This window comes from Roseimicrobium gellanilyticum, assembly GCF_003315205.1.
GTDB lineage: Bacteria > Verrucomicrobiota > Verrucomicrobiia > Verrucomicrobiales > Verrucomicrobiaceae > Roseimicrobium > Roseimicrobium gellanilyticum.
In genome coordinates, this window is record NZ_QNRR01000012.1 from 111,833 (window position 1) to 138,182 (window position 26,350).

Genomic DNA, 26,350 nt, shown 5'->3' on the forward strand with positions numbered 1-26,350 from the left:
CCACTGCCGAATTCGCCCATGCGCACTTCCTCCGCTCTTCAGCACACTCGCCGCTCTTTCCTTCGGCGTACCGCCGCTCTCGCTGCCGCGCCGCTCTTCCCGCACGTGACGAGCGCTGCTGAGCCTGCACCGCTGCCCTTGGGCAAGGCTGAGCATTGCATCTTCATCTGGCTCGGGGGCGGCATGTCGCAGATCGACACCTTCGACCCCAAGCGTCGCGGCAATCCCAAGGCCTCTCCACGAATCGCAGGCTCGGACTATGCGGCCATCGACACCGCGGTGCCAGGTGCGCAATTTACCGAGCATCTGCCCAAGCTCGCACGACTCGCCGAGCGGATGACCGTATTGCGCTCGGTGCATCATCATGTTGTGGACGAGCACGCGTTTGCCACCAATCTCGTCCACACTGGACGCATGATCAGCGGCAGCACCCTCTATCCAGCCATCGGCTCCGTGGTCGCGCAGCAGCGTGGCGCCATTGATCCCAGCGTACCTGCCTACATGCTCATGGGCCTGCCGAATCCCAGCCGCGGGCCGGGATTCCTCGGTGCGCGCCACGGCTATGTCTATCTCCTCGATACGGAATCCGGGCCATCGGGATTTGCGCGCCCTGAGTGGGTGAACCTGGATCGCGCAGCTCGGCGTCAGGCCTTGCTGAAACCGCTGCTGGAGCAGGCGCCCGCAGGCACCATGGCGGGAGAGTACGAGCAGGCCCAACGCGAAGCCTTGCGGCTCGCCGGGCCGGGCTTCATGCGGCACTTCAAGCTCGCCGAGGAGCCTTCGGCACTGCGAGAGCAATACGGTGGAGAGTTCGGTCAGCGCTGCCTGCTCGCCCGGCGGCTCGTTCAGGCCGGGGTGCGCTTCATCGAGGTCTCGCATAATTTGAACTTCATCAACGGCACCGGCTGGGACACCCACAATGAGGGCCAGATCAACCAGCACACGCTCATCCGTGATCTGGACACAGCGGTCTCGGCACTGCTTGTCGATCTGGAGGAGAAAAAGCTGCTCGATCGTACGCTCGTCGTCATCGCCACCGAGTTCGGACGTCCGGCCGAGTTCGATGGGCGCGGGGGGCGTGGCCACCAGGGCACGGCCTTCAGCATGGTGCTTGCTGGCGGAGGCCTGCGGCACCGCGGCGTGTATGGCGTGACCGATGAACTTGCGAAGCAGATTGTGGAAAACCCGGTGTCGATTCCGGATTTTCACGCCACCATTCACGTCGCGCTGGGCATCGATCCGCGGCGCTCGCTGATGGATGGCTCACGCCCGATCCCAATCACCGAGGAAGGTCGGCCAATTGCGGCACTCTTTGCCTGATGGGCTGAATTTCAGCGTGCCTCCAGCGCACAAAATTGTGTCGACACTATGGGCTCACTTACACTAAAGTGTTGACACTTTTCACCCACTACTCCACCACTGCAGCAACCCTTTTGATCGACCATGCCTCAAAGGTCTTCCCCACCCCGCCGTAATCTAGCCGCTGAGATCCTCTCCCGCCTCCGAGCCGACATCATCTCCGGTGCTTGCAAGCCTGGAGAGGCACTCGCCGAGCCGGTGCTGGCGCGACGTTTCGGCGTGAGCCGCGGGCCGGTGCGTGAGGCAATGATCGAATTGGAGCGCGCGGGTTTGGTGCAGTTTGAACCCACGGGCCGGACGCGCGTCCGCACAATGGAGGAAAAGGACATCGCAGAGATCATCGAAGCGCGTGTGGCGCTGGAGTCGATGGGTGCGCGGCTGGCAGCGATCCGCTGGAGCGGCGAACACTCACGCTGGATTGAGAAAAACCTCATTGCGCAGGAGAAGGCAGCGGGCATCACGGAATTCCGAAAACTGGATGTGGCGATGCATGAGTACATCATGCAGTGCAGCGGCAATGAACGGCTGGCGGCGCTCTGGCAGAACATCCGCTGGCAATTCGAGATGGCGCTGGCCTCAGTCGACCGCTTGCAAGGGAAGCAGGCGTCAGAACTGCACCGCTTCGCCATCGAAGGGCATCGCAAGGTACTGGCCGCACTGGCCGCGCGTGAGCCCGGGATCGCGGCGAGCGCCATGGCCTGGCACATCACGAGCACACTGGAGTGGACCGTACCCGGCACGGTGGACAACCTCTACCAGTTCCCGGCCTTCACCGGCGCGACGGAGCCGCGAGACTGGCGCAAGTCCAGTGAGGGAGCGTCCGGGGTACGCACTCGCGCGGGCTCGAAGGGGAAAAATCTGCGCTGAAACGGGAGCAGCATCCTCGCAAAAAATGAACAGGTTGCGTCTCCCCGCTCTCCTTCTCCCGCTGGCTTGCGCGGCCCTGCCGGCGTTGGCGGCCGATGATGCATCGCGAGCTGCAGTGGCCTTCTTTGAAAAGGAAGTGCGGCCTATTCTGGTGAACCGGTGCTTCGACTGCCATAGCGAGAAGAAGCAAAAAGGTGGCCTGCGTGTGGATCACCTCGACTACCTCAAGGTGGGTGGTGACACCGGTCCGGCGCTGGTGCCAGGTGCCCCGGAAAAATCTGCGCTGATCGAGGCAATACGCTATACGAGCGAAGACTTCCAGATGCCGCCAAAGAACAAAGGCGGAAAGATGCCCGAGGCGGAAGTCGCCATCCTCGAAAAGTGGATCCTGATGGGCGCGCCGTGGCCCAATGACGGCGCGAAGCAGATCGCGGCGCCTGTGGGCGGATTCACTGAGGAGCAACGCGGCTACTGGGCCTTCCAGCCGCTGGCCGTGGTTTCACCACCATCGGTGGACGGGAGCTGGGCGCGCAATGACATTGACCGGTTCATTGCGGAAAAGCTGGCCGCGCAGGGACTCACGCCAGCTCCGGAAGCGGACCGGCGCGAATTGGTGCGCCGTGTGTATTTCGATCTCCACGGCCTGCCGCCAACGCAAAGGCAGATCACCGATTTTGTGAATGACCAACAGCCGCGGGCGTACGAAAAGCTCATCGACGAAATGCTCGCCAGCCCGCGCTATGGCGAACGCTGGGGTCAGCACTGGCTCGACCTCGTGCGCTACGCGGAGAGCGATGGCTACAATCAGGATGCTTATCGTCCCGCCGCCTGGCCATATCGCGATTACGTCATCCGTTCGCTGAACGAGGACAAGCCTTATGATCAGTTTGTCCGTGAGCAGCTCGCAGGCGATGAGATGGCGCCGGACGATCCAGACGTGCTCATCGCCACCGCCTTCCTCCGGCACCCGGTGTATGAATACAACCTGCGCGATATACGCGGCCAGTGGGATCTCATTCTCACTGACCTCACGGATACTACAGGTGAGCTCTTCCTTGGACTGAGCATGGGCTGCGCGCGCTGCCACAACCACAAGTTCGATCCCATCCTGCAAAAGGACTACTACCGCCTGCGCGCCTTCTTCGAGCCGGTGCATTGGCGCGATGACCTGAAGCTGGCAACGCCGACGGAGAAGCATGAGTTTGCGAAAAGGCAAGCCGCCTGGGAAGAGGCCACAACGGCGATCCGCACGCGGATCGAAGCGCTGACGAAAACCGCCATCGATATACGAGTGGAGCGCTGGCGCGCCAGTTTCTCCGAGGATCTGCAGGCGATGACCCGCAAACCTGCCGGACAGCGTGACGCGCTGGAGAAGCAACTCGCCGGGCTTTGCGAGCGCCAGTTGACCTACGCACGCGGCGAATTCAATCCGGCAAAGGACCTCACGTCCGACGAGGCCAAATCGGAATACAAGGTGCTGCAGGAGGAACTGAAGAAACTCGATCACCTCCGACCAAAAGCATTGCCGGAGGCATTCGTGGCCACGGATGCCGATGCTGTCGCACCAGTCACACGACTGCAGACACGCCAGGGAGAACAGATAATCGAACCGGGATTCGTCAACATCGTGGATCCAAAAGCGCCCCAGATCATCCCGACGGCGACCTCCACCGGACGTCGCAAAGCGCTCGCAGATTGGATCACGCGCCCGGACAATCCGCTCTCAACGCGCGTGATTGTGAATCGTGTGTGGCAGTATCATTTCGGACGCGGCATCGTCGCCACAGCGAGCGATTTTGGCAAGCTGGGCGAGCTGCCGACGCATCCGGAACTGCTCGATGCACTCACGCGACAGTTCATCGCGGGCGGCTGGCGCTTCAAGGCACTGCACCGTGAAATTCTGCTTTCGGCCACCTATCGCCAGACAGCGCGGCGCGAGCCTGACGAGGCGGCTGTGAAGGTCGATCCTTTGAATCGTTTTCTCTGGCGCTTCCCACCACGTCGCCTCGATGCGGAAGAGGTGCGTGACGCACTGCTGGCGGTGAGCGGCGAAATCGATCTGACTGCCGGTGGTCCTGCCGCAGATGGGAATGGCACGCGACGCTCGATTTACACCCGCAAAAAACGCAACAGCCCGAATGAGCTGCTCCGTGCACTCGACATGCCGGCGGGGTTTGCCAGTGCCTCCGAACGTCAAAGCACCACCACACCGACACAGGCCCTGCAATTGCTCAATGGCGAGTGGGTGCTCGGCCGCGCGCGCAAGCTCGCCTCCCAAGTGCGAACTCCAGACGAAGCGTGGCTCGCGGTGCTGGGTCGCCCACCGACGGAGCGGGAACGCACACAGGCGGAGGATTTTCTCAAAAAGCGGGCGGGCGCAACTCCCCTGGCGGACCTTGACCCCACCGCGAATGGACCAGCTGGAGGAGAATTCAGAATCAACAGCGCGCGCGAACGATTGGTGGTGACAACCAGCGAAAAGGAAGGCGATGAATTCACCGTCGAGGCCATCACGCGTCTCGACACGATCGACTCAAACGCCGAGCCACGCACGCTGGTCGCCCATTGGAATGGTGGCAAGGACAGCCAGGAATCCTTTGGCTGGAGCATCAACGTCACCGGCACCAAATCGCGCTACCAGCCACGCAACATCCTGGTGCAAGTAGTCGGCGAGGATGACAATGCAAACCTCGGCTATCAGGTGCTGGTTTCGAACCTGCGGCTTGAACTCGGCCGCCGCTATTACCTCGCCGTCCGGTTTGCCCCCGCGCGTCGCACGCTTGAGTTTACGCTGCGTGATCTCGACACGCCCGGCGCCACTCTGCAATCTGCCACTGTGTCGATGGAGAGCCTCGCGAAGCTCAGCGAGGGAGCTGCACCGGTGGTGCTCGGCGGCATGAGCAAGCGCCTGCCACCTCGGCAATGGGATGGCCAGATCGAGGCCCTCCGTATTGTCCCTGGCCGCCTCTCCGACGACCACCTCCAAGCCGACCCCGCCCAGTGGAAAACGGGCATCGTCCTCTGGCGCTCCACCGATCCACCGGGCGCGGCCTTCGCCTGGAGCGGTTCAGATGCGCCTTCTTCCGACGCCAACGACCCCGCCCGGCAAGCGATGAATGATCTCTGCCAAATGCTGCTGACCTCGAACGAGTTTTTCTACCTCCACTGAGCCACCACGCCATGCCCTGCCATCGCTATGATCACCCCCATTCGCGCCGCGACTTTCTACAAAGTGCCGGAGGCGGCTTCGGGGCAGTCGCCCTGGCCGCACTCCTCGGCAACACAGCGCAGGCCGCACCCCTGAAGCTGCCGCGTCGCGCTGTCAAAGCGAAGAGCGTCATCTTCCTCTTTATGGAAGGCGGGCCGAGCCATCTCGACACTTTCGACTACAAGCCGCTCCTCAACCAACTCGCTGGGCAATCGCTACCCTCCAGCTTCAAGCCCCCGCTCACGGCCGCAGGCGAAGGGAAATCGCCGCTGCTGGCGTGCCAGCGCACCTGGAAGCAGTACGGCCAAGGCGGTCTGTGGATCTCCGACTGGTTCAGCGAAGTCGCACGGCACGCCGACGATCTCGCCGTCATCCGCTCCTGCGCCTCCAGTGGCATCAACCACGCGGGTGGTGTCTGCTCGATGAACACCGGCGCGCTTTTCGGCGGACGCCCTTCGCTCGGAGCCTGGGCTTCGTACGGACTCGGCACGGAAAATCAAAATCTGCCGGCCTTTGTCGTCATCAAAGACAGCGAATCCTCCGTGGTGAACGGCGTGCGCAACTGGGGAAGCGGTTTCATGCCCGCGGTGTATCAGGGCGTCGAATTCAGTTCCGAAGGTACGCCGATCAAGTTCCTCGACAATCCCGAAGGGGTCGATCGCCAGCGCCAGCGCGACAAGCTCGACTTTCTCGGTGCCTTGAACCGTGACTTCAATGCCAGCCGCGCCAGTAACACTGAGCTGGATGCCCGTATCAAGGGCTTCGAACTCGCCTACCAGATGCAGGCTGAGGCACCCGGTGCCGTCGACCTCCGCCAGGAGAGCAAGGCCACCCGCCAGCTCTATGGCATGGATGACAAGGCCACCGCCACCTTCGGCCGGAATTGCCTGCTCGCCCGCCGGCTCGTCGAAAGCGGTGTGCGCTTTGTACAGCTCTACAGCGGTGCTGGCAGCAAGTGGGACAGCCACTCCGGCATCGAAACCAATCATTCCAAGCTATGCCACTCCGTGGACAAACCTATCGCCGGTCTCCTCACCGATCTCAAATCGCGCGGCATGCTCGAAGAAACCCTCGTCATTTGGGGCGGTGAATTTGGCCGCACTCCGATGAGCGAGAAGGGCGACGGACGCGATCACAATCCCACAGGCTTCACCATGTGGATGGCCGGCGGTGGTGTGCAAGGCGGCCGGACCTACGGCTCGACTGACGAACTCGGCCTCTATGCCGAGGAAGACCGCCTCCACGTCCACGATCTCCACGCGACGATCCTCTATCTGCTTGGCCTCGACCATACCCAACTCATCTACTCCTACAAAGGCCGCCCCGAGCGCATCGACCAGAACGAAGGGCACCCCTACACCCGCCTGCTCAGTGCCTGAGTAAGGACCCGCCGGATTCTTCGGCGGGAAATGATACACCGCTTCCTCAGTGCACAAGTTGCACCGTTTTTTATCATGTCCGACACCACTCCTCCCAGCCAACGTCCCCTTCAGTTTGGCACCTGGCTGCAAACCGGCTCCTCCATCGTTGCTGAGCTCGCCGACGCCTGCGGCTTCGACTGGTTGCTCATCGACCTCGAACATGGCTGCGGCACTGACATGACCGTGCTGCCGCAACTCCAAGTCATCCGCCGCGCCGCCGCCATCGTCCGCGTGCCTACAGCGCAGCCCGACCTCATCGCACGTGCCCTCGACTGGGGTGCGGCAGGCATCATGGTGCCGATGGTCTCCACCGCAGAAAAAGCCGAGGCCTGCGTGCGTGCCATGCACTATCCCCCGCGTGGCGATCGCGGCCTGGCAGGAATGGTGCGCGCCTACCGCTACGGACTCGAGAAGGAACCCGCCACGCCGCATTTCTTCGCTCAGATTGAAACCATCGAAGCGGTGAAAAACGCCCGCGCCATCGCTGCCGTGGAGGGCGTGGACGTTCTCTTTGTCGGCCCCATGGATTTGCAATTGAACCTCAAGGCATATCCGGAGCACGCCACCCTCGACTACGTCGCCTGCCTCCGTGAAGTCGCCACCGCCTCAAAGCTCGCGGGCAAGGCCTGCGGTATCTTGCTGAAGCAAACCGAGGATATCAGCTCCTACCACGAACTGGGCTTCACCCATCCCGCCGTGGAGACCGACATTACCTTTTTGCGAGACAGTTACCTCCGGGTCCTGTCGCCTTGGAAGTGAAGCAGCGTCAGATGAACTCATGAGTCTTTCGATGTCCCCGCGACGTGCTGCAAAGCTTTTGCTGTTCGCCCTGCTTGCGCATCCAGGAAACGTCCCCGCCGCTGACGGCAAGATCATCATCAACGCCCACCCGCAGCCCGAATATGGCCTGCCTATTCCATTCCGCAAAATCCCTGGAACTGCAGGCACCTTGGCCTTGGAAATTGTCGGTGGCAGGCTCTACACCCTGGAAGACAACGGCCTCTCCATCTACAACATCGACAACGCCAAACACCCGAAGAAGCTCGGTCACATTGGCGGCATGGGGAACGTCCGCCAGCTGCGCGTCCGTGGCAAAACCGCCTTTCTAACTTCACGCCAGTGCGGGCTTTGGGCCGTCGATGTCTCTGACGAATCCCATCCCAGGATCCTCTCCAACTTCGACGCTGCGGAAATGTCCACCGGACTCGACGTGGCTGGCAACGTCGCCTTCATCGGCAACCGTGTCTATGGCATCCAATGCGTGGACGTTTCCGACCCCGCGAGGATGAAGAACCTCTCCACCCTTCCGACGGACGAGTCCCAGTCGGTCTGCTACGCCAACGGGTGGCTCCTCAGCGGCGACTGGGCAGGCGGCGAAGTCACCGTGATCGATGTCGCCGATCCCAGTGCCCCGATGGCTCGCGCTCGCATCCATCTCGACGGCTACGGCGACGGCCTCGCTGTCCGTGGGAATACCCTCTTCGCCTCCACCGGTCAGCACAAAAAAAGTGGCCCTGAAGAGGACCGCCACGGAGCCGGACATGGCCTCGACATCTTCGACATTTCCGATCCGCTCAAGCCCGTAAAGCTGTCCCGGGTTTCCTTCCCCCGCTACTACTTCGGCCCCTGCGACTACTGGACGCCTCGTCTCTCCGCAAATTACTGCTTCGCCTCGGACACCATCAACGGCCTCTTCCTGCTGGACATCGCCGATCTGAAAAATCCAAGAATCCTCGGCAACCTCGTGCTCCCGAAGGCCGACCCGGAGAATCCGAAAATCGGTGTTCCCTATGCACAAATCATGGATCCGGCCATCGCCCAAGGCGACCCGGTTTCCTCCATCGCCGTGGGCGATGGCGTGCTCTACATCTCCGGCAACTATACGGGCATCTATCTCGCCGAATTCCCCGGCAAAGCGAAGCTCGATCCCATCGATAAAGGACCTCCGCCGCAACTGCCCGCCAAACCGTACCTCGGCCAGGAGGAGGGCTTCATCTCCTCCGGGCCCGCGGCAAGCAACCCCGTCCGAGCCGTCGCCGTGCACGGTGACATCGCCTACACCGCGAATGTCTGGGACGGTGTCAAGATTCATCGACTCAGCGACGACGGCATCACTGAAGTCGGCCAAATCGACATCGACTACGCCGCCGATGTGAAACGTTCCGGCAACCGCCTCTACGTCGCCGAAGGCCAGAATGGTATCGGTGTCTACCAGATCAAGTCACCCACCGAAGTCGTGGAGATAGGCCGGCTCAACGTGCTGGAGAAGGGGCTGAATTTCGCCCAATTTCTCTGGGCCTTTGACAGCACGGAAATCGTGGCCGCCACCTGTGCCGGCTCCCGGATCAACTTCGTCGATTTCAGCAATCCCAAGGAACCCAAAATCATCCTCAGCGAAGCCGGGAGTCAACTGCTCTACGGCAGCTACGGTGGACAGGCACTGGTGAAACAACGCTACTTCGCCCTGACCCGCCACGTGGGTGGACTCATGCTCTTCGACCTCGCCGACAACTCCGCGAAAAAGGTCTGGCACGACGGCTTTCCCCTCTGCTCCCAGACGGGATCCATCGCCGCCATGGGTGATGTGTTTCTCACAATGCGCGGCGGCGGCTACGCCTTCTTTGATCCCGAGAAGCCCGTCGCCACCACCAAACTGGAACGCCTCAAATTCCCCGGCCAGGACACGCTGCCGCAGGACGCACCGGACGACTCCCCCATCAGCAAGGCCATGTTCCCCAAAACCGATTGGGACGGCCTGCCTAACTACGACCCCGGCACCGGCAAGCTGGCCGTACTCAATCGTACTCACAAGAATATCCGCATCTACGACTTCTCGGACAAATCCCATCCCAAGCTGCTCAAGCACCACAGGCTTCACAGCAACCCATACGCGCCCGCGTTCTGGAAGGGCCGTGTGCTGCTGCCCGGTGGTTACTCGGGCTTGTTGCTGGAAAAGTAACGGCGGTCGAGCCGAATGCGAAGCAACCGTTTTTGGAGCACCGATAAATGCCACAGGCTTGGCCAACGGTATTCAGACTCGACCTAGTCCTTCACTTGGAGTCCTCACGCGCCCAATACGAATAGGTCACCTCTCCCCACGGACAGGGATTGAGCGATCCGGGCCGGCGCCACAAGCTGACAATCATATGCTTCGGCGCTTTCGTTCCGGTTGCGGGTTTATCCATGACGATCATTTCCAGCGTCCTTTCGTCAAGTTCAAAAGATTGACTCCTATATGTCACCTCCTCAACCTTCGTAAATAGAGCAGGAACCTCGGGACCTTCAAAATCTGCAAACACGAGGCAATACGTTCCTTTGAATTCAGCATTTCTCTCGAATTTGCCGTCCTGCTTGACAATGTTGTGGCCAATGAAAGTGCCATCAGGATTGTAAGTCACACGGATCTGCGAAGCACTAGATGGGCTCTTTCTTTTGTCTGAACGTTCGCAGGTATTGGTCATCGCATCGCTCAACCATGTCCCGACAATCTGCTGCTTAATGGTGTCGATGTCAGCTGTCTCGTATGCCCAGGCGCAATAGCAATTGAGCACAGCCAGAATCAAAAAGAGTAGAACCGTTTTCATGCCGCACAGCTGAATTGGGAAATTCTTAGACAAGCGCTGATTCGAATGGTCCAACTAACCGCGAGAGTTGGAAATGGACCTATTGAGAAGGCACTCTTGCCGTCCGAGTCGATGACGAGACATACTCCAGTCTCCTTCCCATCGCCACACTTGCGGGCGCGAGGTTGGAAAATGGCACCATGTACTGCTTGCCGTCCTCTTTCTCGATCACAACGGCTTCGCCCTCCAGCTTGATGAACTTAGCCTGAATCTTACGGTCATCACTGGCTCTCCAGGTGAGGAGAGGTCGGGCGAGAACTCGAAAAACTTCCTCGGCAGCAGTTTTGGCCTCGATCATCCTGCTCTTTTGACCCGACTCCTTGAACTTAGAAGCAGCGGCATTGTAGTGTTGAAGGTGTGCCTGGTAAGATTTAAACTGGTCTTGGTAGAATGCTTTGGCGTCCTTTGGGTCGAAGGGGGACGAGGCGGGGGGAAGTCTGTAGTAGGGCTTGCTGAGGCTGTAGGAGGTGTAGGAACTTTGGTCTTCAGCAGCCATTCTTAGCGCTCTCTCCCAGATGTTGAGGCTCTTGGAAATTTTGACAAATGCCACATCGGCCCTTTCCAGTTCCAGATTTTTGAACCCACTTTCAAGTGCCGCAAGAGCCTTAAGGGCCGTAAGCATCATGATTTCCGGGGGGCGCAGCTCCTGGCCGAAAACTTCAGATGCCTGCGGAGTTAGGTCCACTTCTTCGCCTGAGCGGAGGGATTGGTCGATCAGAATGATGAAGGCGCCGGCCAAATCGCGTTGCCTCATTTCTCGCAACATACCGTTTGCTCTAGCTTGGCTTGAGCACTGCTGCCAAGCCTTTTGCGCCTCTATTCCTTTTCCCAACTCATTTTCCCAAGTTCTGAAGAACTCTGTAACTTCAGACACAGAAACCTCGCTATTCAGCAATTCTTGCCGTTCCCGTTCTTCCAGAGTTGGTCCCAACGCCTTGCGGAAGTCCTCAGCGGCTTTGCTGCCTCCTGGCTTCTTCTCCGAAGGCGTCATGCTTGTTCCGAGGCCTAAACTCTCTCGCATCTGGTTTGAGATCCTGGCTTTGTCCATTAGCTTCTGAATCTCGTCTTTTCGGGCATTGCTCTCAGCCTCTTCCCGCGCCGTCTCCCGACGGCATCCGGGCACCACCAAGACCGCAAGAATCACCAACACGCTCAAAGGCAGGCTAAGAAGGATAGCAAATTGCAGACAGCCATTCGGCTCTTTCATTTGATGTTTTGCGTTGTACTCAGACGAATTCATGGCTTGTGTCCTCTGCTGATGGTTATCTCAATATCATGGAGATTGCCCTTCACGACGCTCTTCATGGCTCATCCATCCATTCTTCAACGTTTTGGTAAAAGTAGAACTTCCAGCCTCCGATGCTGGCGGTAATGACGTCTGCGACGTGGAGTTCACGACCGATAGCCGGAGCACCAGGTTCTATTCTTGGTTGAAGCTCTCCGTTCACAAATGTTCCATTGCGCCCGTAGCTGATGATACGACAGCAGTCTTTGTCACAAGTAACGGAAAAATGGATGGCGCTCATCCCCATGAAGTGCGGGAAAGCAAGGTCCGATTCATTCGTGGGTTGCTCCGAGAGGCCTCGGGCCACCCGGCCTACCCGAAGAGAGCTTCCAATCGCAGCTACTCTAGCCTGCCCCGAAACATGGTCGGCGTAGATGAGAGCCGGGCCAGCCGGCCGCGGTTCAAGCTGATCCAGCAGAGCACCGAACTGGATCACCCTCTCAGAGATCTTGTCCTCAGGCGGTCGTGGCAGGTCCTCGCTTACGCGAGTGTGGGCAATCAATGAGGCCAGGCTTGCATCGTCCAGGCTGTCCAGCGAAGCAAGAATGAGATCGTTTTCGTCGTGCATCTTGAAAAGGGTTAGGGTGTTGCGGGGGCCGAAAAGCAGCCAAAATCCGGAGAGAGAGCAGCCTCGAAAGGGTGATCCATCCAAGCGGCTTGGATGATGCCCATGGTTTCCTCGATCAGCTGTCGGGCTTTCAGTCGACGATCAAGGAACCTCGCGTCGAGGCGATTTCGCAATGCGGTGATGTCAGCTTCAATCAATTGACCCTGGCCAAGCAAATACTGGATGGCACGTCTACACAGCCAATTTTTCCAGAGAGGACGAGCCTCCTCTTCAGAGATCTCCCGGAGGTCAGCCTCAAGCCAGCGCCGGGCCTTGGCTCGCTGCACGTCGATGCTGTTGGGAGTGGATCGCATCTCACTTGCCAGTTCCTCCGAGCTTGTGTTGATGCTTCGGGCATGGAGGAGTCGCATGTCAACGCGCAGGCCATTATGGTTTTGTTGCGCCTGTTTTTCCTTCCCTCCTTTGAGTGTCCCCGGGGCGCCAGTGGCGCGTCTGATGATGACGGCGCATAACCTCAGGCGCAGCACCTCCTTCCGCTCGGTGTCTTCCCGAGGATCGTCCCAAGGCGTCACATCAAGCAAAGTAAGTGACTTGTCCGGAGCAAATGGAGCGTCCAGGGGGAGATTCCTGTGGGCATCCTCAAGCCGACGCTTCACAAAATCGCGAGCCTTGTTGGAAATGTAGCCGCTCAGGTAAGGAGCAAAGCGACGTCGGTTGCCCTGTTCGTCGCACGGACAGAAGTCCGTTACCACCTTGCGCATCAGCTCGTCCTGCTTTTTGTCGTGGTAGAGAAGCTGTACCAGCATCCACTGGGCGAAATCTTCCACCCAATCTGGCTGCATTCCCGTCGTGCCGCTCCCCACCACGACGATCAGGGGCCGGTAGAGGGCGCAGAAAGTCGCCCGAGCGTTCTTGATGCGCTCTTCCTTGGGCAGGTCAGTACCGTCGTCCGGCACTGCGGTGCCGAGGGCGCGCAACATGGTATAGCTGGTGACAGGCTTCACGGGATGACTGGGGTAAGAGACGGGAGGGTTCAGATGTAATTGGCACGCCTTCCGGAGACCTTAACGGATTTCTCTGTCATTCTTGAAGATCCTCCGACGTGGTAGCATGAGCGGGGAAACTTTTGAGGGTTCCACACCTAGGGTGCGCCAAGAAATGGATTCGATTTTCGCTCAGCAGGAGCCGAGAGCAGCCACTGCGCCACGCGCAGGTAAACATTGGAATCGTCATGTGTCGCCGTGAGTGCCGCCCGGGCCTGGGCAAGTGTTTCCCCTTGATCATGGAATTCCACGGCAATGTTCCCTTTCATTTTAAGCCCAAGAACTGCGTGCACTGTAGTGATGAAGGCATCGGGGACTGCCTCGGAGCCTGGCGGAGCCAGGGGCCAGGTATGGATGCTGCCATCCACACCGCCGACTGTTATCCCCTCACGGGTCACCTGCGGGGGCAGCGCCGCGATGCCGTGTTCCCTCAGCCAGACAAGGGCAAGCGGCAGGCCGGAGGCAAGGTGCGCCAGTTCCAGGTGCGCGCCTGAGTGCTCCACTGAAGAGACGGCGAGCACGAGCGTGCCATCGGCGGACACCTGAGCCTGATGCAATCCCGCATCCTGACTGGCATAGCTGGAAACCTTGTCGGGATCCTCCCAAGGCTCCGAGTTCCGCCGATAATACGCAGATTCCACGAGACTTGGAATAGCCCAGGAGCGAATCCTGGTGTCATTGGAACTCACCAGCGTCCGCTGGTCGTCGCTCACTTGAATCTTGCCCAGGTCTTCGACGGATTCGACCATGCCTCGCACCTGACCTGTCTTCACGTCCAGAAGGAGAAGACGCTGCGCTCCCTCGTCCGAGTGAATGATAACGAGAGACTCCTGGGGCACGAAAGCCACGTGGGACAGTGCAGCCCCTTTGAAGATCTGGCTCCACAGGATCTTTCCCGTGGCGCAATCGAACAATTCAGCAAGCCCATCCTCTCTCAAACGAAGCAGCGTCGAACCGTCGGGAGACAGCGCCATGTCCTGTAAATAACTTACAGATTCTTTGAGTGGATGCCGCGTATTCTCCCATTGCTTGGCAAGAACTGGCTCGTTTTTTCCGAAACGCCAGAGTCCCACGCGAATAGGGTCCGAGTCTGGATCCGTATTCTGCAGGTGTGCCAGAATCCAGCCGTCGGAGTTCATGCGGATAAAGTCATTCTCGCCCCATCGTAGGTCGTAGCTCTTGGGGATCGCGGGTGGAGCCACTGCATATTGTGTGCGTTCTTCGTTCAGGATATAAGTTGTTTTTCCGGCCAGCAGTCTGCTTCCGGTCAAATCCGATTGAAGCCCTCCCCTTGCTTGTGGAGGCAGGATGATTGAGGCGCGAGACAATGGATTGGCATTCCACACCGCCCACATGGCTGCTTTCTCGCTCCGGCTATCCTGCTGCAGATTTTCTGAGGCAAAGATTCTCCCGCCGTCACCACTGAATACGATGCTGGCGCCTGGGTTCAAAGACGGGGTCTTGACCAAAGGTGTCCGGCCAGGGAGGGCAGAGGCGCTCTCCTTCGTCCACACGGCTGCGTAGCCTTCCTGGCACAGGACCACGAAGTGCCTGTTGTCGGGGCAGGCCTTCACTGAAGCAATCCGCCCTCCCGGATCGAGCTTCCGTGGGGTGGGATGCCACTCCACTCCTGTGGCGCCTGTGCCAGGCCCATTTCCCGACGTTGAGCCGCTGCTGTCTTCATCCGACGGCGGTCTTTTTTTCCATCCGGCATTGATAAGTTCCTGGGGCCGGTCCCCAAAGTCCCAGAGAAAGAGCCGTCCCTGCCGGTTCCAGGTCAGTATGGATTCTTCAGGGCCGAAGGCCCATTCTGTCGAACCGGTGAGATCGAGATCGACAGTTTCCGTCTCGATCAAAGGCCTGCCCTTCAGACGCTTCCAGATCCAGAGACCGCCCGCAGTGTCCAGTGCGGCGAAACGCTGGGTAGGAGCATGATAGCGAATGTCTGCAAGCCCGTCCCTAAACACCGCTGCACTTGGAACGGCGGTAGTAGCAACAGCCTTGCCACTCTCCAGATGCAGGAGGTCGACCTGCTCACCCTGGACCGCCAGCAGATGCTGGTTGTCCGAGGCAAAGCAAAGATGGGTGGAAGGTTCGAAACTGACCCTGGGCTTCTTCTCTCCCAGTCGAAACAAGGCCCAATGCACCGGCTCCCCGGAGGTAGCGGGAGTTTCATGGCCCTTGCCAAAAATCCTCCCTAGCTTCGAGCCGAAGGTGGCAGGCTCTTCACTGTGCCAGCCCCCCTGCCTTTGCAACTGCCACGTCTGATCTGGGGAGTGGGTGTGCAGCGGGTAGACACTCACGTCCGCCATGTTCCTGTCAGCGATACCGGAGTCTTCCTGAGAGACTGTCTTCGCTAGATTCTCACTCAGGTCCAACAGCGGATATCGCCGGCTTTCGACATAGTTACCCTCATCGTAAACCAACACCAGCATGCTTCCCTGCTTTTCCTGTGGCTTCAACACGACTTGAGGTCCTACGCGAAAATCCCGGCGTCGGGCAGGTGACTTTGAAGTATCCCAATAACTGACCAAGGTGAATCCATCCGCTCCATCCCCACCACTACCGACAGAAATCAAAGTGTTATTGTCGCCTAAAAAAAACGGATGGCCGAAACCGTACTCCGTTCTCAACTCTTCCCGAGTGCTGCCATCGGGAAGCGATATCAATAGCCCGCGACTACCGTGGAAAACCAAAGCTTTCCGGCCGTTATCGGTGAAAATGATGTCGCTCTCACCAGCCGGTACAGCGACACGTGTACTCAATGGTGCGGGAGGCGTCTGATACACCAAATGGTTGAGCAACGCCGCCCGCGCCTCCGACTGGGCAGGATCAAGACGCAATGCCTCCACGAGGGACAATACGGCGTGACGCTCCTGACCATCCAAAAACTGCCGTGCCGCATTGGCGATATGCAGGCGGACCTGTTGATGCAGCAGCTTTGTGCTTTGTTCTTTGGCTCGCCCGGCATTGGCATCGGCCTCTAATCTGGCTTTCTCAGCTGCTCTTTCTTGGGTAGACGCCTCCACAGCGTAAATTCTAGCCGTCTCTGCCGCTTTTTTGGCCCGTCGCTCAGCGGCTCGGGCTTCCATGAGGGCGTTTTCTTTCTCTTTGGCTTCAATCTCGAGATTATCGACTGCGGTTCGCATGGCCGCTGTGGCCTTATCTGCGTTATCCTTGGATGAAAGCGCCTTCCTTTCTGATTCCCGGGAGCTTGACAGGAAATAGAGACTGGCACCCAGACCTACAACGAGGGCCATGAGGGCTATCCCCGCGGCAATGGCCACCACACGATGGCGCTGGGCCAGCTTCCGCAGGGGATAGAAAAGGCCCGGATGATCGGGAACCGGGCGCCCTTCCAGGAAGTCCGTGAGACTGCGTGCGAGTTGGTCTGGCCTGGCATATCGCTCGCTTTTAGAACCCGCAGTGTCTGCTTTCCCCTCTTCAGGCACGTCGCCTAGCAAGCAGCGGCGGACAATCCAATCCAGGTCACTTCTGAGCAAGCGGGCCAGTTCCTGGGGAGTCGTGCCCCGCCGTTCGGCCACCACCTTCTGCTGACTTTCTGTGAGGCGTTCAAAAAGGGCGCCCGGCCGTGGGGGGTCATTTTCCTCCAGCACCTTGCCCACGGACTTGTTATGCTTTCTTATCGCCAGCAATTCATTTTCTTCATGCGGCAGCCGCCCGATGAGCAGCGAGCAGAGTATGCACCCCAGGGCATAGACATCCGTCGCAGGCGTGGTCAGCTTCGAGAGATGTTGCTCGGGGGCCATGTGGGTGTAAGTGCCAGGACTCACAAACTGGTCCCGGGTCAGCCCCGGTCCTTCCGTCATGCGAGCAATGCCAAAGTCGATCAGCTTTGGCTCCGGATCCTGATGCACATCGGAAACCAGAATATTCTCGGGCTTCAAATCCCGATGGGTGATTCTGGCCACGGCATGCAGGTAGCTAACGGAGGCACAGACCTTGATGAAGAGACGAATCCTTTCCTGAACCGTGAGGCCGAACAGGTCCGCATACTCGGTGATCGTCACGCTGCGTCTGTGTGTGGGCGCATGCGCCGTTCCACTTGCGGAGGTATCCACGACTCGGCGGCATTCAACCAATTCCATCGAGATAAAGGGGTGCCCATCTCCGCCTTTGTAGCGCTCAAAGACGCCGTGATCGTGCAGGGTGGCGATATTGGGGTGATTCAGCCGGGCGTGTTGAAGACACTCGTGCTGGAAACGCGAAATCAAATCCGGCGTCACCACCTTCATGAACTTCACGGCACGCAGCATGGTAGATTCTGCCCGGGCTTCGCCAGCTACTCCCTGTGGTAGGGCCGTACCCTCAGGCAGCTTTTCAGCACGCCACACTTCGCCCATTCCTCCGGCACCGATGAGATTGATGAGGCGGTGCCGTGCGACCACATCACCAGGGCGCCACTCCGTGGTATGCCTAGCATGGTCATGCTTGCAGTTAGGGCAAACCTGATCCGTCCATTTCTCATCGACGGGGTACTGGCAGCAGAAGCATGTGGCGAGAGCAGTACCCATAGCAGCAGGTAGGAGGATGGGGAGGTGCAGGTGAAGCCGTCTGGCAGGAGGGGCGGCGCTGGCGTTGCCTCTTATTGCATGCCACCGTCGCCCACCACGAGTCAATCGTAAAAGTCCCTCTCTTTTTCACCGGCTGGTGGAGGAGCTCCACTGGGTTGATTCGCGTTCAAAATAGCCGCTGCCATCGGGCACCTCATAGGAGCCCCTGGTGCGCGAGCCCCTGCCTCGCCCGGCGTCGAAGGACCAGTTCTCCGTCTTGAAGCCCTTTCCGGAGGAGACAGTCGGTGGAGTTTCCTGCCACTCCGGGGAGGCATCCTCCAAGCGATAGGTGGGTGGAAAAACACCCAAATCCGCCAGGGCGCCCATCTTGTAGACACGGCCTTCCACGGTCAACCGGCTGGGGAAGGACTTGGCTGGCCCCACCGGGATGAGGAATGGTCCGCGAAGTTCATAACGCCAGCCTTCAAGCACCACGGTGTTGTTTTTTGCCTGGATCTGGGGTGCGGCAGATTTGGATACCCGGGCTTTCGACTGACTAGGAGGAGTAGCAGGCGACGCTGCCGCAGGAGGAATGGATGGGACCACGTTCACCTGTGGCACAGTTGCTGGAACGTCCGTCGCCGGGACCTCGGGGGGTGCCGGGGGAACCGTGTGCTGGTCGGGTGTGGGCGTGGCTTGGGGAGCGGTGACGCTGGCGGGCGCCACGGAGGATGCCGGTGCCGGTGCCGGTGCCGGTGCCGGTGCCGGTGCTGGAGGGGGCACGGGCGCCGCGGTGCCGGCGGCGCCATATACCACAAGGGAGGCGACACAAAGTGTGGCAAAGATGGAGGCTTTGAAGGCAAAGGTGGTTTGCATGGCGGGAGAAAATTCGTGTTTTGTTCAGGGCGTCGTGGTGGCGCCGATTCGCCGTGGGATGCGGCAGGGGCGGTGCCACCATGGCAGAGGACACGGGGAGATGTGGATCAGCGATCGAGCTCCAGGGTGAGATTCACATCCGTCATGAGATTGAAGAGGGATCTGTGCTCGTCGTTGATCCAGCCAGAGCCTTCTTCGCGCAGGGTGCGCTCCGCACGCTCCAGACGATTGCGGAAGCTGTGATCCAGCTTCACCCCCGGCATGCGGAGATGAAGATCCAATGCCTCATCATGGAGCGAATGAACCTCCGTGAGGGCGGAGTGCACAGCGGGGCTGAAGCGCCCGCCACGGCTCTCCAACTTTGTGACCTGCTTGTCCAGATCGCGCATCTTATGGAGGAACCCGCAACTCTGCGCCTCACCAGTCAGGTGATTGATGGACTGCATCTGGAACTCACTTCCCTGCTCTCGCATGCGGCTGAGGGACTCGCTGAAAGAGCGACCGTACGGTGTGTCCGAGCTTTCCTGCTGCAGGCTGGATGCGTCCCGCTCGAACTGGCGCCACTCCTGGAAGAAGGAACGGCTGTCCTCGGGCGAAGCGAACCCACCACACTGTTCCACGCGGGTGGCGCGGTCCCGAAGATGTTCATAGTTTTCCGTAAGACGGGAGTGGCTGCCGCCACGTCCGGAACGGTGCTCTTCCTGGCGGAAGTGGTTGTCGAACTCATGCAGGCTCTGAAAAAACTCCTGTCCGGGGGTGCGGATGGAATTTTGCTCGGTGTACTCAGAGCGCTGCTCCGAGGTGTGCATCCGGTAGGATTCCGCATGAAGCGGCGCGACCAGGGCGCTGAGGCCGACGAGAAGAATGGCAAGATGAGATGACGTATTCATGGAGATGGCGGAGATAATGAGTTTGGAATTCAAGAGGGATAATTAAAGGTAAGAGACAACGTTGAAGAAGGCGTTGGTGAGGCACAAGAGCCCGTGGCCGCGCATCTAAAGGCTGCGACGCGCCACAGGTGAAGTTGCTTTAGTAGCCAAAGTGGTTCACGCGGAGAATGTCCTCGCTTTCCTCCACCACCCTGCGTTTACGGGAAATGCGCTCCTCCGAATATTCGTGGGGCATCGTGTCGGGCCGAACGTAAATCTCTTCGTAGTACGGGAGAGGGGCGGGCCCACACGGGGGCGGAACGGGCAACCAGGGACGAGGAGGGATCATGAACCCCGAGTGGCAGCCCCCCGGAGGGAGTACCTGAGCGTACGGAGGCGGAACGCACGGGGAAGGATGGCAGACCCACTGCGCGCTGGCGGTGGAGGCGAGGCCGAGGACGGCAACAAGGGAATAAACCAGTTTCATGTTATCGAGGATGTTGTAAGACATGAGGCGCGCTTCCGAAGTGCCGCATGCTCCAGTGCTGGTCGCCTTACGAGGGGCCTTGCGGCTCATCGCTTGGTTCAGAACCTGGGTGCGGGAGAAGGGAAATGTGTTGCTCACAACCTTTCTTGGCTCCCGTTTCTCCGACCTGAACAAGATCTCGAAAAATTCTGCAAAATACACCACCTCAGAGCGATGTCCGCTTGCACTTGAGAAGACGAATGGCTTCAACTACAGCATCCATGCGCGCCCTTATCGTGAAAACCAGCAAGTTCTTGAGCCGTGTGCTGAGACATAGACCCGAAGATATTGGCTTGGAGCTTGATGGGACCGGCTGGGCCGACGTGGATGAATTGATCACTTGCGCATCACTTCGCGGCAACGATCTGAGCCGGGATCTTCTCGCGAGAGTGGTTGCCGAAGACGACAAGCGTCGTTTTGCCCTGAGTGACGACGGATCGAAAATCCGGGCTGTGCAGGGGCACTCGGTTGCCATTGATTTGGGTTTGAGCCACACTCAGCCACCGAACTTGCTGTATCATGGAACAGCCACGCATAGAATCGCCTCGATTCGTGCGGAAGGATTGCGCCCTGGTTCACGCCGGCATGTGCACCTTTCCAACGATGAGGCGGCAGCTGTGGAAGTAGGAAAGCGGCATGGAGAGCCGGTCGCGCTGACTGTCCGCTCAGCAGAAATGGCAGCCAAGGGTCATTTGTTCTTCCGGTCTGACAATGGCGTGTGGTTGACTGACGCGGTCCCGCCTGGATTCATCGAGATTCCCACAGCAGCTACTGAGTCGATAGACGTGATTCCAGAATTGCAATCCTGTGGCTTTCTCGTTTTCCGCCGGACGCCCCAGCTTGCCTTCTTGCTCATGCGACATGCAGATCGTTACGATTTACCCAAAGGCCACCGCGTTGATGGGGAGTCTGAACTGCAATGCGCCCTGCGCGAACTCAGAGAAGAAACAGGACTGACACCGAATTGTGTGGAACTTTTGGAAGGGTTCCGGCACGACTCGACATATTACCCTCGGTATCGTAGGCTGGGCGGCAAACGAGTTAAGAAGACCGTTTCCATCTTTCTGGGGTGGCTCGCGGATGATCCCGCAATTTCGATCACCGAACATGCTGGTTACGAATGGATTCCTTGGCATCCGCCCCACAAGACAAGTAGTGAAACCATTGATTCCCTCCTAGTGGAAGTGGAACATTTGTTTCGATCGATGAATGTGTAATGAATCCGATGTCGCATGTTCGGAAAAAATACGATTGTTTTACCTCGCCCACTGCGCCGGAGCTTCATTCCCATCTGGCTGTTGCTATGCACCCTCAACTGTCTCAGTGACACACCTGCCGCCAGGGATAGTATAGGGAGCAATCAGAAGGAAACCTTCACCCGAGAAGTGCTCAACCTCCAAGGAGTCTGGGCTCTAGCCGATCCCAATGGAGGCCCCGCGATGGCTCGGCTGGTAGTTCACGGCAGATACTTCCTTCTCATCTACCAGTGGCCCGGCAAAGACGCCAAGGTCTACGAAATCCACAGCTTTCAAGCCGATGGCGGCCAGATCCGCGATAAGAGTGGTCAACTGGTCCTGAACTACATCGTCAACTCCGAGCGGAGCGTGAACTTTGAGGTGCTTGATGAGAGCCCGCACCCCACCTCAAAGTATTGTGAATTCGGGCTCATTCGCACAGGCAGGCTTCCCGACCTCCAGTTGCCTCGACAGCTTCAACGAACACCCAAATGATTGCCTATCACCAACTTTGTGCAGCAAGCGGTCGCGGGCTGGTTGCCCGGCTTAGGATTGCAAGCGCCGAGGATAGGCGACAGGCATGAGGTCACGGATGAAAGTTTGGGCCGCCTTGTGGCAATCGCGCCCGCCATGCCGCTGCTGCCGCTGCAGTACGGGTTTCCACACTGAGTTTATGCAGAATGGCCCGCACATGTTGCTTCACAGTGCGCTCCTTCGCTTGGACGATTGCGGCAATCTCAGCATCCCGCTTGCCTTCCGCCAGCCAATGCAACACTTCCCTTTCGCGAGGGGTCAGCGGCGGGTCAGCCGGAAGCTTCAAGTACTGACGCGCCCGGTTCAATATATTCTGAAAGTGAGGTTGGAGCAGTTCAAGCAACAAGATATCCTCCGCCGAAAACGGGCACTCATGCGACATGCAAAATCCCAGCCGCCCCCCGGGTACCTTCACGACGAGCGCTGCTTGATCGCGAAGAGAGGGCGAGGACCCGAAAAAATCGCTGAAGTAAGCGGTTTGCCGAAATTCCCTCAGGGTGCAAAGGTCTGACAATTTGACTGCTGGCAGGAAACCCACAGCAATGAGTGGGTTGGTGTGAGCCACCGCCGTGAGAACCTCGGCGTGATCCTTGGGCCACCAGATTGCGCGATTGTGCTCGGCGCGATGGCTCGCAATTCCATTCCTGGATATCTCATCCACACTCATCCAAGCATGCGGGACAATCTGAAGCAAGACGTTCATCAGTGCCTTGACCGGATCCTGGTCGTGAGGCTCGTGATAAAGCGAGAGCAAGGCCTCGTTAAAGTTTTGCAGGCGGATAGCAGGCAGGCGAGTTAGGCTCATACCGGGGTCAGAACCAACTTGCTGAGGGTGCATAAAACCCAGTGCAACTGCAAGCAAAATCTTTTTGTCTATGCGTCTTTCGACGTATGGCAGCTCGCTGCGTATTTGCGTAGATCCCCCCCATTCGCGATCTTGATCGTCCACTTGAAAAAACGGCGCCCAACGAGCTCTGCAGATGAAGTCCAACTCGAAACCTACTTTGTTTTTTCCTTCTCTTGTTGCCTGGCTATTGTTGCCTTCTTGCGAAGCGTGCGATCACGCTGACTCCTTTCAGCCCATCGAAACTCAGGCGTTGGATCAGTATGGCGGCCGACTTGATACTCCCTGCCGCTCCCTTCGGAGCACAGGTAGGATCTCCGATTTTTTCGCGCTCGCCGTATCCTGGCAGCTCGCCACCCGTGACAGGTTACACGCCCAGCAAACGCTTCGCAATACGAGCACCGAAATCCAGGCACTGGGACATCACTCGTTTTCCTGCAAAAAGGACAAAGTGCGAAGGCCAAGGACCTCAAACCGAACCCGCAACCAATGAGCACGACATCAACATCAACCCACATGAAACTCAATCCTACACAGAACATCGCGATCACCCTGATGCTTTGCATAGCTATGCTGGTGACATCTCAAAAATCTCAAGCCGCGCCACGCCATCTCAACGCCGCCGAGAAGCATGACTACGCGGAACGAACAGAGACTTTGCCTGCAGGATTCGCGAACGAAGAAGGTGAGTTTACTGCTGAAGCACTGATGATCGTCTTGGTCGTGCTACTGGTCATTGGATGTTTATACGCAGGAAGCAACACAAGCACCTTCGAAAATCGCGCATCGGAAAACTTCAACCAGAATTTCGGAACGGGAGTCGGAACGGAGATGACCACCGAGGATATGCGTGGTTATAGCACACCCAGTTCGAATTGATTGTCTTCACCTATCAATTTCTCCGTCAGCCTCGAACCTTCGGAACTGACGGAGAATTTCTCACAATACAGATGAGACGTGGAGTGCGTGTCAATTCTCTAGCTCTTGCGGTGTCGTTGTTTGCTTTCACCCAGTGCGCTCAAAAGAGCCTCGGACATGCCAATGTGAAGATTCCCGAGGTTTCACGTGCTACGCAAACCTCACCACTGGCCTTTGACAAGCCCACGCCAATAGAGCAGCAAACCCGTCACGATTGCGGAATCGCCGCTTTGGAGCATGCCGCCAAGCTCTGGGGCGTCGACCTTTCCGCGAAATTACCACTGGAACTCCGCGTACAGCCATCGAGCCTGGCTTCGCTCGCAACCCTGGCAAAACGGCACGGATTTGAAGCCTACGTCATGCAAGCCGGCTCTGAGGGATTGGATCCTTACAAAGAGGTCAACCTGCAACTCGCTGATGAACGCCCTCTCATCCTTCTGCTACGTTTCCCACCCAGCATCGGTGGGATGTGGAGTTACATACGTGCCGTGCAGAAATCGCCGGACTTCCACGCCAACCCAAGCCAGTGGCAGCGGCACTTCGTCGTACTCACCGCGTCTTCAGGTTCTCACACGAATGGCATTGCACAGAAATATACCCTCATGGACCCCGCCAGTGGTAGATACCGAAACGTCGGAATGTGGTGGCTTGACTTGTTCTGGCGGCGGCAGGACGCGAAGTACCTCCTCATAGGCAAGTGAGTCAGCCCCCAAGACCCATTCGGCGCATCGTGGCCACCATTTGGCCTCACTTAGGTTCTTTACCGCTCGACATGCGCCTTCGCTGTTTCCAAAAAAGCGACAAATCTGACTAAGGTCGTAGGGATATGACGCCAAGAATACGTGCAACACCTCGCTGAAATAAGTTCAGGTTTCACCACACCCATCTTGATGAGCCAACATGTGTCTTCCTTACTGTATTCGAGTTCGTTTTCCTGCGGTCCATTGGTGCATGGCGGTGGCATGGAGTGTTCTCACGTGCGGTGCCTCAGTCGCCGATGACAGACCCCAAAAATCGTGGCGGGTTATTCCCCTTCCCATCCAAAGGGCTGCGATCCTCACACCTGATGGCTGGGTGGGCGGTCGATTCTGGGACGCAGTTGGTCCCTTACAGGACGGCGTAGCGGTTGTCAGGGAAACTGTACATGAGAAGGCGGGAGCCACACGCCGCGGAGGTCTAATCGATGCGAGCGGGAAATCCCTGACTGCATCAGCGTCGAAGTTTGAAGACATTCTTCCATTCACGGAGGGACTGGCCCTGGTGAAAGTCGCCGGAAAGTATGGCTTTATCGACGGCAAAGCACGGATGGTCATCCTTGCTCAATGGGACAATGCGCTAGGATTTCAGGCCGGACTATGCCCTGTCGAATCCGACGAGAAATGGGGGTATATCGACCGAACCGGGAAAGTGGTGATCCAACCCTCCTGGGATGAAGCCAGGGCGTTCCCAGACTCTGATAGCCTGGCTCGCGTTCGAAATCGCGATAAGTGGGGCTACATCAATCGCCAAGGCGAAATGATTGTTCCCATGCAATATGGTGTGGCGTGGCCCTTTGAAGGACCGGTTGCTTTCGTTCAAAAGGACTCTACATCAAACTCGTGGATGTTGCTCGGTAAGAATGGCACCGTGATACTCCGGGAACAGTGGAAGCTCGTGCGGGGATTTTCGGTTCCTGAGAACCTTGCTGGAGTTCAGACACCGTCTGGGCTGTGGGGATACATTCGCCCCGACGGCACCTACGCGCTCTCCCCACAGTGGGAGAACACTTGGAACTTTAACAATGGTTTCGCCATCATCAATAAGAATGGGAAACTTGGCGTCATCGACACGGAGGGGCATGAGACCGTTCCCCCAATTTGGGATCACCTCCGCGAAATGGCCGAAGGCTATGCCATTGCAGTCAGGAGCGAGAAGGAAGGCTACGTCGAAATGGCCACCGGTCGCACTATTGAGCCTCAATGGGATCATGCCTACCCAGTTCAGGATGGATTTGGCTTGGTAAGTCACGAGGGGCGGATCGCCTTTGTCGACCTGAAAAGCGGACAGGCAATTCGATGGTTTGAAATTCCTTCGCCGCTAGATGAAGCCCCGCCGCAGACAGACCGAGCAACCCCATGATCGTAGGGCAGCCTCATCCAGGTTCCGGCTCGATGTGAACTGCCATACAGCCAACTGACACCGCTCCTCATGTAGCACTCAGCCTTACAATCTTGCTTGCCTAAAGCCCACTCATCCAATATTTCAAAATCATTCAACCCGGTGATGAAAAAAGCGTTTGGCCTTACTCTCGTCATAGCCAGCCTTTCGGCTGCGACACTCTACTATCTGTTCCAAACGAAAGAGCTTCCTGCTCGGCCAGAATTGCCCTCGAAACCCGACATTGCGAATTCCTCCTCGTTTGATGAATTGCGGAATCACTTGGGCCAAAAAGATAGAATCATGGACGACTATCTGGTCACGAGTGACAAAATTGTAGAGCACAACTACGGCGTCTTCAAAACTGCACTCGTCATTGGCCTGGGAGGTACAATATTGGGTTTGGCTTTCATGCTTTTCGGAAGGAAACGTTGAATGCCACGTTTAACTCTGGTCAACCTGACACAGGAACTCGAACCCGCCACCGCCAGTGAATGAAGCTGTTGCAGTTCAGAGGCGCTCTG

The 26,350-nt window shown here is 58.2% G+C and carries 20 protein-coding genes; 11 read left to right on the forward strand and 9 right to left on the reverse strand.

The features are described 5' to 3' along the window. The first annotated feature begins 18 nt into the window (after positions 1 to 18). The 6 genes from DES53_RS25785 (at position 19) to DES53_RS25810 (ending at position 9,814) form a co-directional block, all read left to right on the forward strand. Positions 19 to 1,320: a DUF1501 domain-containing protein gene (locus tag DES53_RS25785; RefSeq protein ID WP_113961217.1), complete on the forward strand. Its 1,302-nt coding sequence runs from the start codon at positions 19 to 21 to the stop codon at positions 1,318 to 1,320. Between the two features lie 123 nt (positions 1,321 to 1,443). Next, positions 1,444 to 2,226 carry a GntR family transcriptional regulator gene (locus DES53_RS25790; protein ID WP_113961218.1) on the forward strand — a complete coding sequence of 261 codons (783 nt, stop codon included), beginning with the start codon at positions 1,444 to 1,446 and terminating at the stop codon, positions 2,224 to 2,226. A gap of 25 nt (positions 2,227 to 2,251) precedes the next feature. Continuing rightward, on the forward strand, positions 2,252 to 5,395 hold the full coding sequence (locus DES53_RS25795) for a PSD1 and planctomycete cytochrome C domain-containing protein (RefSeq protein ID WP_113961219.1): 3,144 nt from the start codon (positions 2,252 to 2,254) through the stop codon (positions 5,393 to 5,395). Positions 5,396 to 5,406: 11 nt separating this feature from the next. Next, complete coding sequence (locus tag DES53_RS25800; RefSeq protein WP_113961220.1) at positions 5,407 to 6,813, forward strand: DUF1501 domain-containing protein; 1,407 nt, start codon at positions 5,407 to 5,409, stop codon at positions 6,811 to 6,813. 75 nt (positions 6,814 to 6,888) lie between these two features. Further along, positions 6,889 to 7,614 (forward strand): HpcH/HpaI aldolase family protein, encoded by a 726-nt coding sequence (locus DES53_RS25805; RefSeq protein WP_170157407.1) that lies wholly within the window; start codon positions 6,889 to 6,891, stop codon positions 7,612 to 7,614. A 31-nt stretch (positions 7,615 to 7,645) separates the two neighbouring features. Then, entirely contained in the window at positions 7,646 to 9,814 is a 2,169-nt protein-coding gene (locus DES53_RS25810; RefSeq protein WP_170157408.1) for an LVIVD repeat-containing protein, read from the forward strand. Between the two features lie 91 nt (positions 9,815 to 9,905). On the opposite strand, the gene DES53_RS25815 is transcribed toward DES53_RS25810, so the two are convergent. From DES53_RS25815 to DES53_RS25845, 7 genes are all read right to left on the reverse strand, one after another. Beyond that, positions 9,906 to 10,439, reverse strand: coding sequence for a hypothetical protein (locus DES53_RS25815; protein ID WP_113961223.1), 534 nt, complete (start codon positions 10,437 to 10,439; stop codon positions 9,906 to 9,908). Between the two features lie 79 nt (positions 10,440 to 10,518). After that, positions 10,519 to 11,718 carry a hypothetical protein gene (locus DES53_RS25820; RefSeq protein WP_113961224.1) on the reverse strand — a complete coding sequence of 400 codons (1,200 nt, stop codon included), beginning with the start codon at positions 11,716 to 11,718 and terminating at the stop codon, positions 10,519 to 10,521. A 61-nt stretch (positions 11,719 to 11,779) separates the two neighbouring features. After that, positions 11,780 to 12,331, reverse strand: a complete 552-nt coding sequence (locus DES53_RS25825) for an FHA domain-containing protein (protein WP_113961225.1) — start codon at positions 12,329 to 12,331, stop codon at positions 11,780 to 11,782. 11 nt (positions 12,332 to 12,342) lie between these two features. After that, positions 12,343 to 13,311, reverse strand: a complete 969-nt coding sequence (locus DES53_RS25830) for a hypothetical protein (RefSeq protein WP_113961226.1) — start codon at positions 13,309 to 13,311, stop codon at positions 12,343 to 12,345. 161 nt (positions 13,312 to 13,472) lie between these two features. After that, positions 13,473 to 17,783 carry a WD40 repeat domain-containing serine/threonine protein kinase gene (locus tag DES53_RS25835; protein WP_170157409.1) on the reverse strand — a complete coding sequence of 1,437 codons (4,311 nt, stop codon included), beginning with the start codon at positions 17,781 to 17,783 and terminating at the stop codon, positions 13,473 to 13,475. A 252-nt stretch (positions 17,784 to 18,035) separates the two neighbouring features. Then, the gene (locus DES53_RS33200; RefSeq protein ID WP_170157393.1) at positions 18,036 to 18,764 is read right to left on the reverse strand and encodes a hypothetical protein; all 729 of its coding nucleotides are present in this window, start codon (positions 18,762 to 18,764) and stop codon (positions 18,036 to 18,038) included. 107 nt (positions 18,765 to 18,871) lie between these two features. Further along, entirely contained in the window at positions 18,872 to 19,654 is a 783-nt protein-coding gene (locus DES53_RS25845; RefSeq protein ID WP_170157410.1) for a hypothetical protein, read from the reverse strand. A 726-nt stretch (positions 19,655 to 20,380) separates the two neighbouring features. On the opposite strand from DES53_RS25845, the gene DES53_RS33595 reads away from it, so the two are divergent. Next, a complete protein-coding gene (locus DES53_RS33595; protein ID WP_211325692.1) occupies positions 20,381 to 21,376 on the forward strand; it encodes an RNA 2'-phosphotransferase in 996 nt (331 codons plus the stop codon). A gap of 195 nt (positions 21,377 to 21,571) precedes the next feature. Here DES53_RS33595 and DES53_RS33210 read toward each other — a convergent pair whose 3' ends face one another. Together DES53_RS33210 and DES53_RS33600 are read right to left on the reverse strand one after the other, a co-directional pair. Then, on the reverse strand, positions 21,572 to 21,727 hold the full coding sequence (locus DES53_RS33210) for a hypothetical protein (protein ID WP_170157411.1): 156 nt from the start codon (positions 21,725 to 21,727) through the stop codon (positions 21,572 to 21,574). Between the two features lie 253 nt (positions 21,728 to 21,980). Further along, positions 21,981 to 22,733, reverse strand: coding sequence for a helix-turn-helix transcriptional regulator (locus DES53_RS33600; RefSeq protein WP_211325693.1), 753 nt, complete (start codon positions 22,731 to 22,733; stop codon positions 21,981 to 21,983). Positions 22,734 to 23,288: 555 nt separating this feature from the next. On the opposite strand from DES53_RS33600, the gene DES53_RS25870 reads away from it, so the two are divergent. From DES53_RS25870 to DES53_RS25885, 4 genes are all read left to right on the forward strand, one after another. Continuing rightward, positions 23,289 to 23,651, forward strand: a complete 363-nt coding sequence (locus DES53_RS25870) for a hypothetical protein (protein WP_147263619.1) — start codon at positions 23,289 to 23,291, stop codon at positions 23,649 to 23,651. After that, positions 23,648 to 24,391 carry a cysteine peptidase family C39 domain-containing protein gene (locus DES53_RS25875; protein WP_147263620.1) on the forward strand — a complete coding sequence of 248 codons (744 nt, stop codon included), beginning with the start codon at positions 23,648 to 23,650 and terminating at the stop codon, positions 24,389 to 24,391. Before DES53_RS25870 ends, DES53_RS25875 begins: the two co-directional genes overlap by 4 nt. A 250-nt stretch (positions 24,392 to 24,641) precedes the next feature. Beyond that, on the forward strand, positions 24,642 to 25,808 hold the full coding sequence (locus tag DES53_RS25880; RefSeq protein ID WP_281270209.1) for a WG repeat-containing protein: 1,167 nt from the start codon (positions 24,642 to 24,644) through the stop codon (positions 25,806 to 25,808). A 96-nt stretch (positions 25,809 to 25,904) separates the two neighbouring features. Next, positions 25,905 to 26,261: a hypothetical protein gene (locus DES53_RS25885; RefSeq protein WP_170157413.1), complete on the forward strand. Its 357-nt coding sequence runs from the start codon at positions 25,905 to 25,907 to the stop codon at positions 26,259 to 26,261. Positions 26,262 to 26,350: the final 89 nt, after the last annotated feature.

What these genes read in the sequence shown, in the direction of transcription:
- DES53_RS25810 (WP_170157408.1), top strand. Translation starts at nt 7,646, where the DNA reads ATGTCCCCGCGACGTGCTGCAAAGCTTTTGCTGTTCGCCCTGCTTGCG.
- DES53_RS25880 (WP_281270209.1), top strand. Translation starts at nt 24,642, where the DNA reads ATGGCGGTGGCATGGAGTGTTCTCACGTGCGGTGCCTCAGTCGCCGAT.
- DES53_RS25800 (WP_113961220.1), top strand. Translation starts at nt 5,407, where the DNA reads ATGCCCTGCCATCGCTATGATCACCCCCATTCGCGCCGCGACTTTCTA.
- DES53_RS25870 (WP_147263619.1), top strand. Translation starts at nt 23,289, where the DNA reads ATGAAACTCAATCCTACACAGAACATCGCGATCACCCTGATGCTTTGC.
- DES53_RS25820 (WP_113961224.1), bottom strand. Translation starts at nt 11,718, where the DNA reads ATGAATTCGTCTGAGTACAACGCAAAACATCAAATGAAAGAGCCGAAT.
- DES53_RS33595 (WP_211325692.1), top strand. Translation starts at nt 20,381, where the DNA reads ATGCGCGCCCTTATCGTGAAAACCAGCAAGTTCTTGAGCCGTGTGCTG.
- DES53_RS25825 (WP_113961225.1), bottom strand. Translation starts at nt 12,331, where the DNA reads ATGCACGACGAAAACGATCTCATTCTTGCTTCGCTGGACAGCCTGGAC.
- DES53_RS25785 (WP_113961217.1), top strand. Translation starts at nt 19, where the DNA reads ATGCGCACTTCCTCCGCTCTTCAGCACACTCGCCGCTCTTTCCTTCGG.
- DES53_RS25790 (WP_113961218.1), top strand. Translation starts at nt 1,444, where the DNA reads ATGCCTCAAAGGTCTTCCCCACCCCGCCGTAATCTAGCCGCTGAGATC.
- DES53_RS25845 (WP_170157410.1), bottom strand. Translation starts at nt 19,654, where the DNA reads ATGAATACGTCATCTCATCTTGCCATTCTTCTCGTCGGCCTCAGCGCC.
- DES53_RS25815 (WP_113961223.1), bottom strand. Translation starts at nt 10,439, where the DNA reads ATGAAAACGGTTCTACTCTTTTTGATTCTGGCTGTGCTCAATTGCTAT.
- DES53_RS25795 (WP_113961219.1), top strand. Translation starts at nt 2,252, where the DNA reads ATGAACAGGTTGCGTCTCCCCGCTCTCCTTCTCCCGCTGGCTTGCGCG.
- DES53_RS33200 (WP_170157393.1), bottom strand. Translation starts at nt 18,764, where the DNA reads ATGCAAACCACCTTTGCCTTCAAAGCCTCCATCTTTGCCACACTTTGT.
- DES53_RS25830 (WP_113961226.1), bottom strand. Translation starts at nt 13,311, where the DNA reads ATGTTGCGCGCCCTCGGCACCGCAGTGCCGGACGACGGTACTGACCTG.
- DES53_RS33600 (WP_211325693.1), bottom strand. Translation starts at nt 22,733, where the DNA reads ATGAGCCTAACTCGCCTGCCTGCTATCCGCCTGCAAAACTTTAACGAG.
- DES53_RS25805 (WP_170157407.1), top strand. Translation starts at nt 6,889, where the DNA reads ATGTCCGACACCACTCCTCCCAGCCAACGTCCCCTTCAGTTTGGCACC.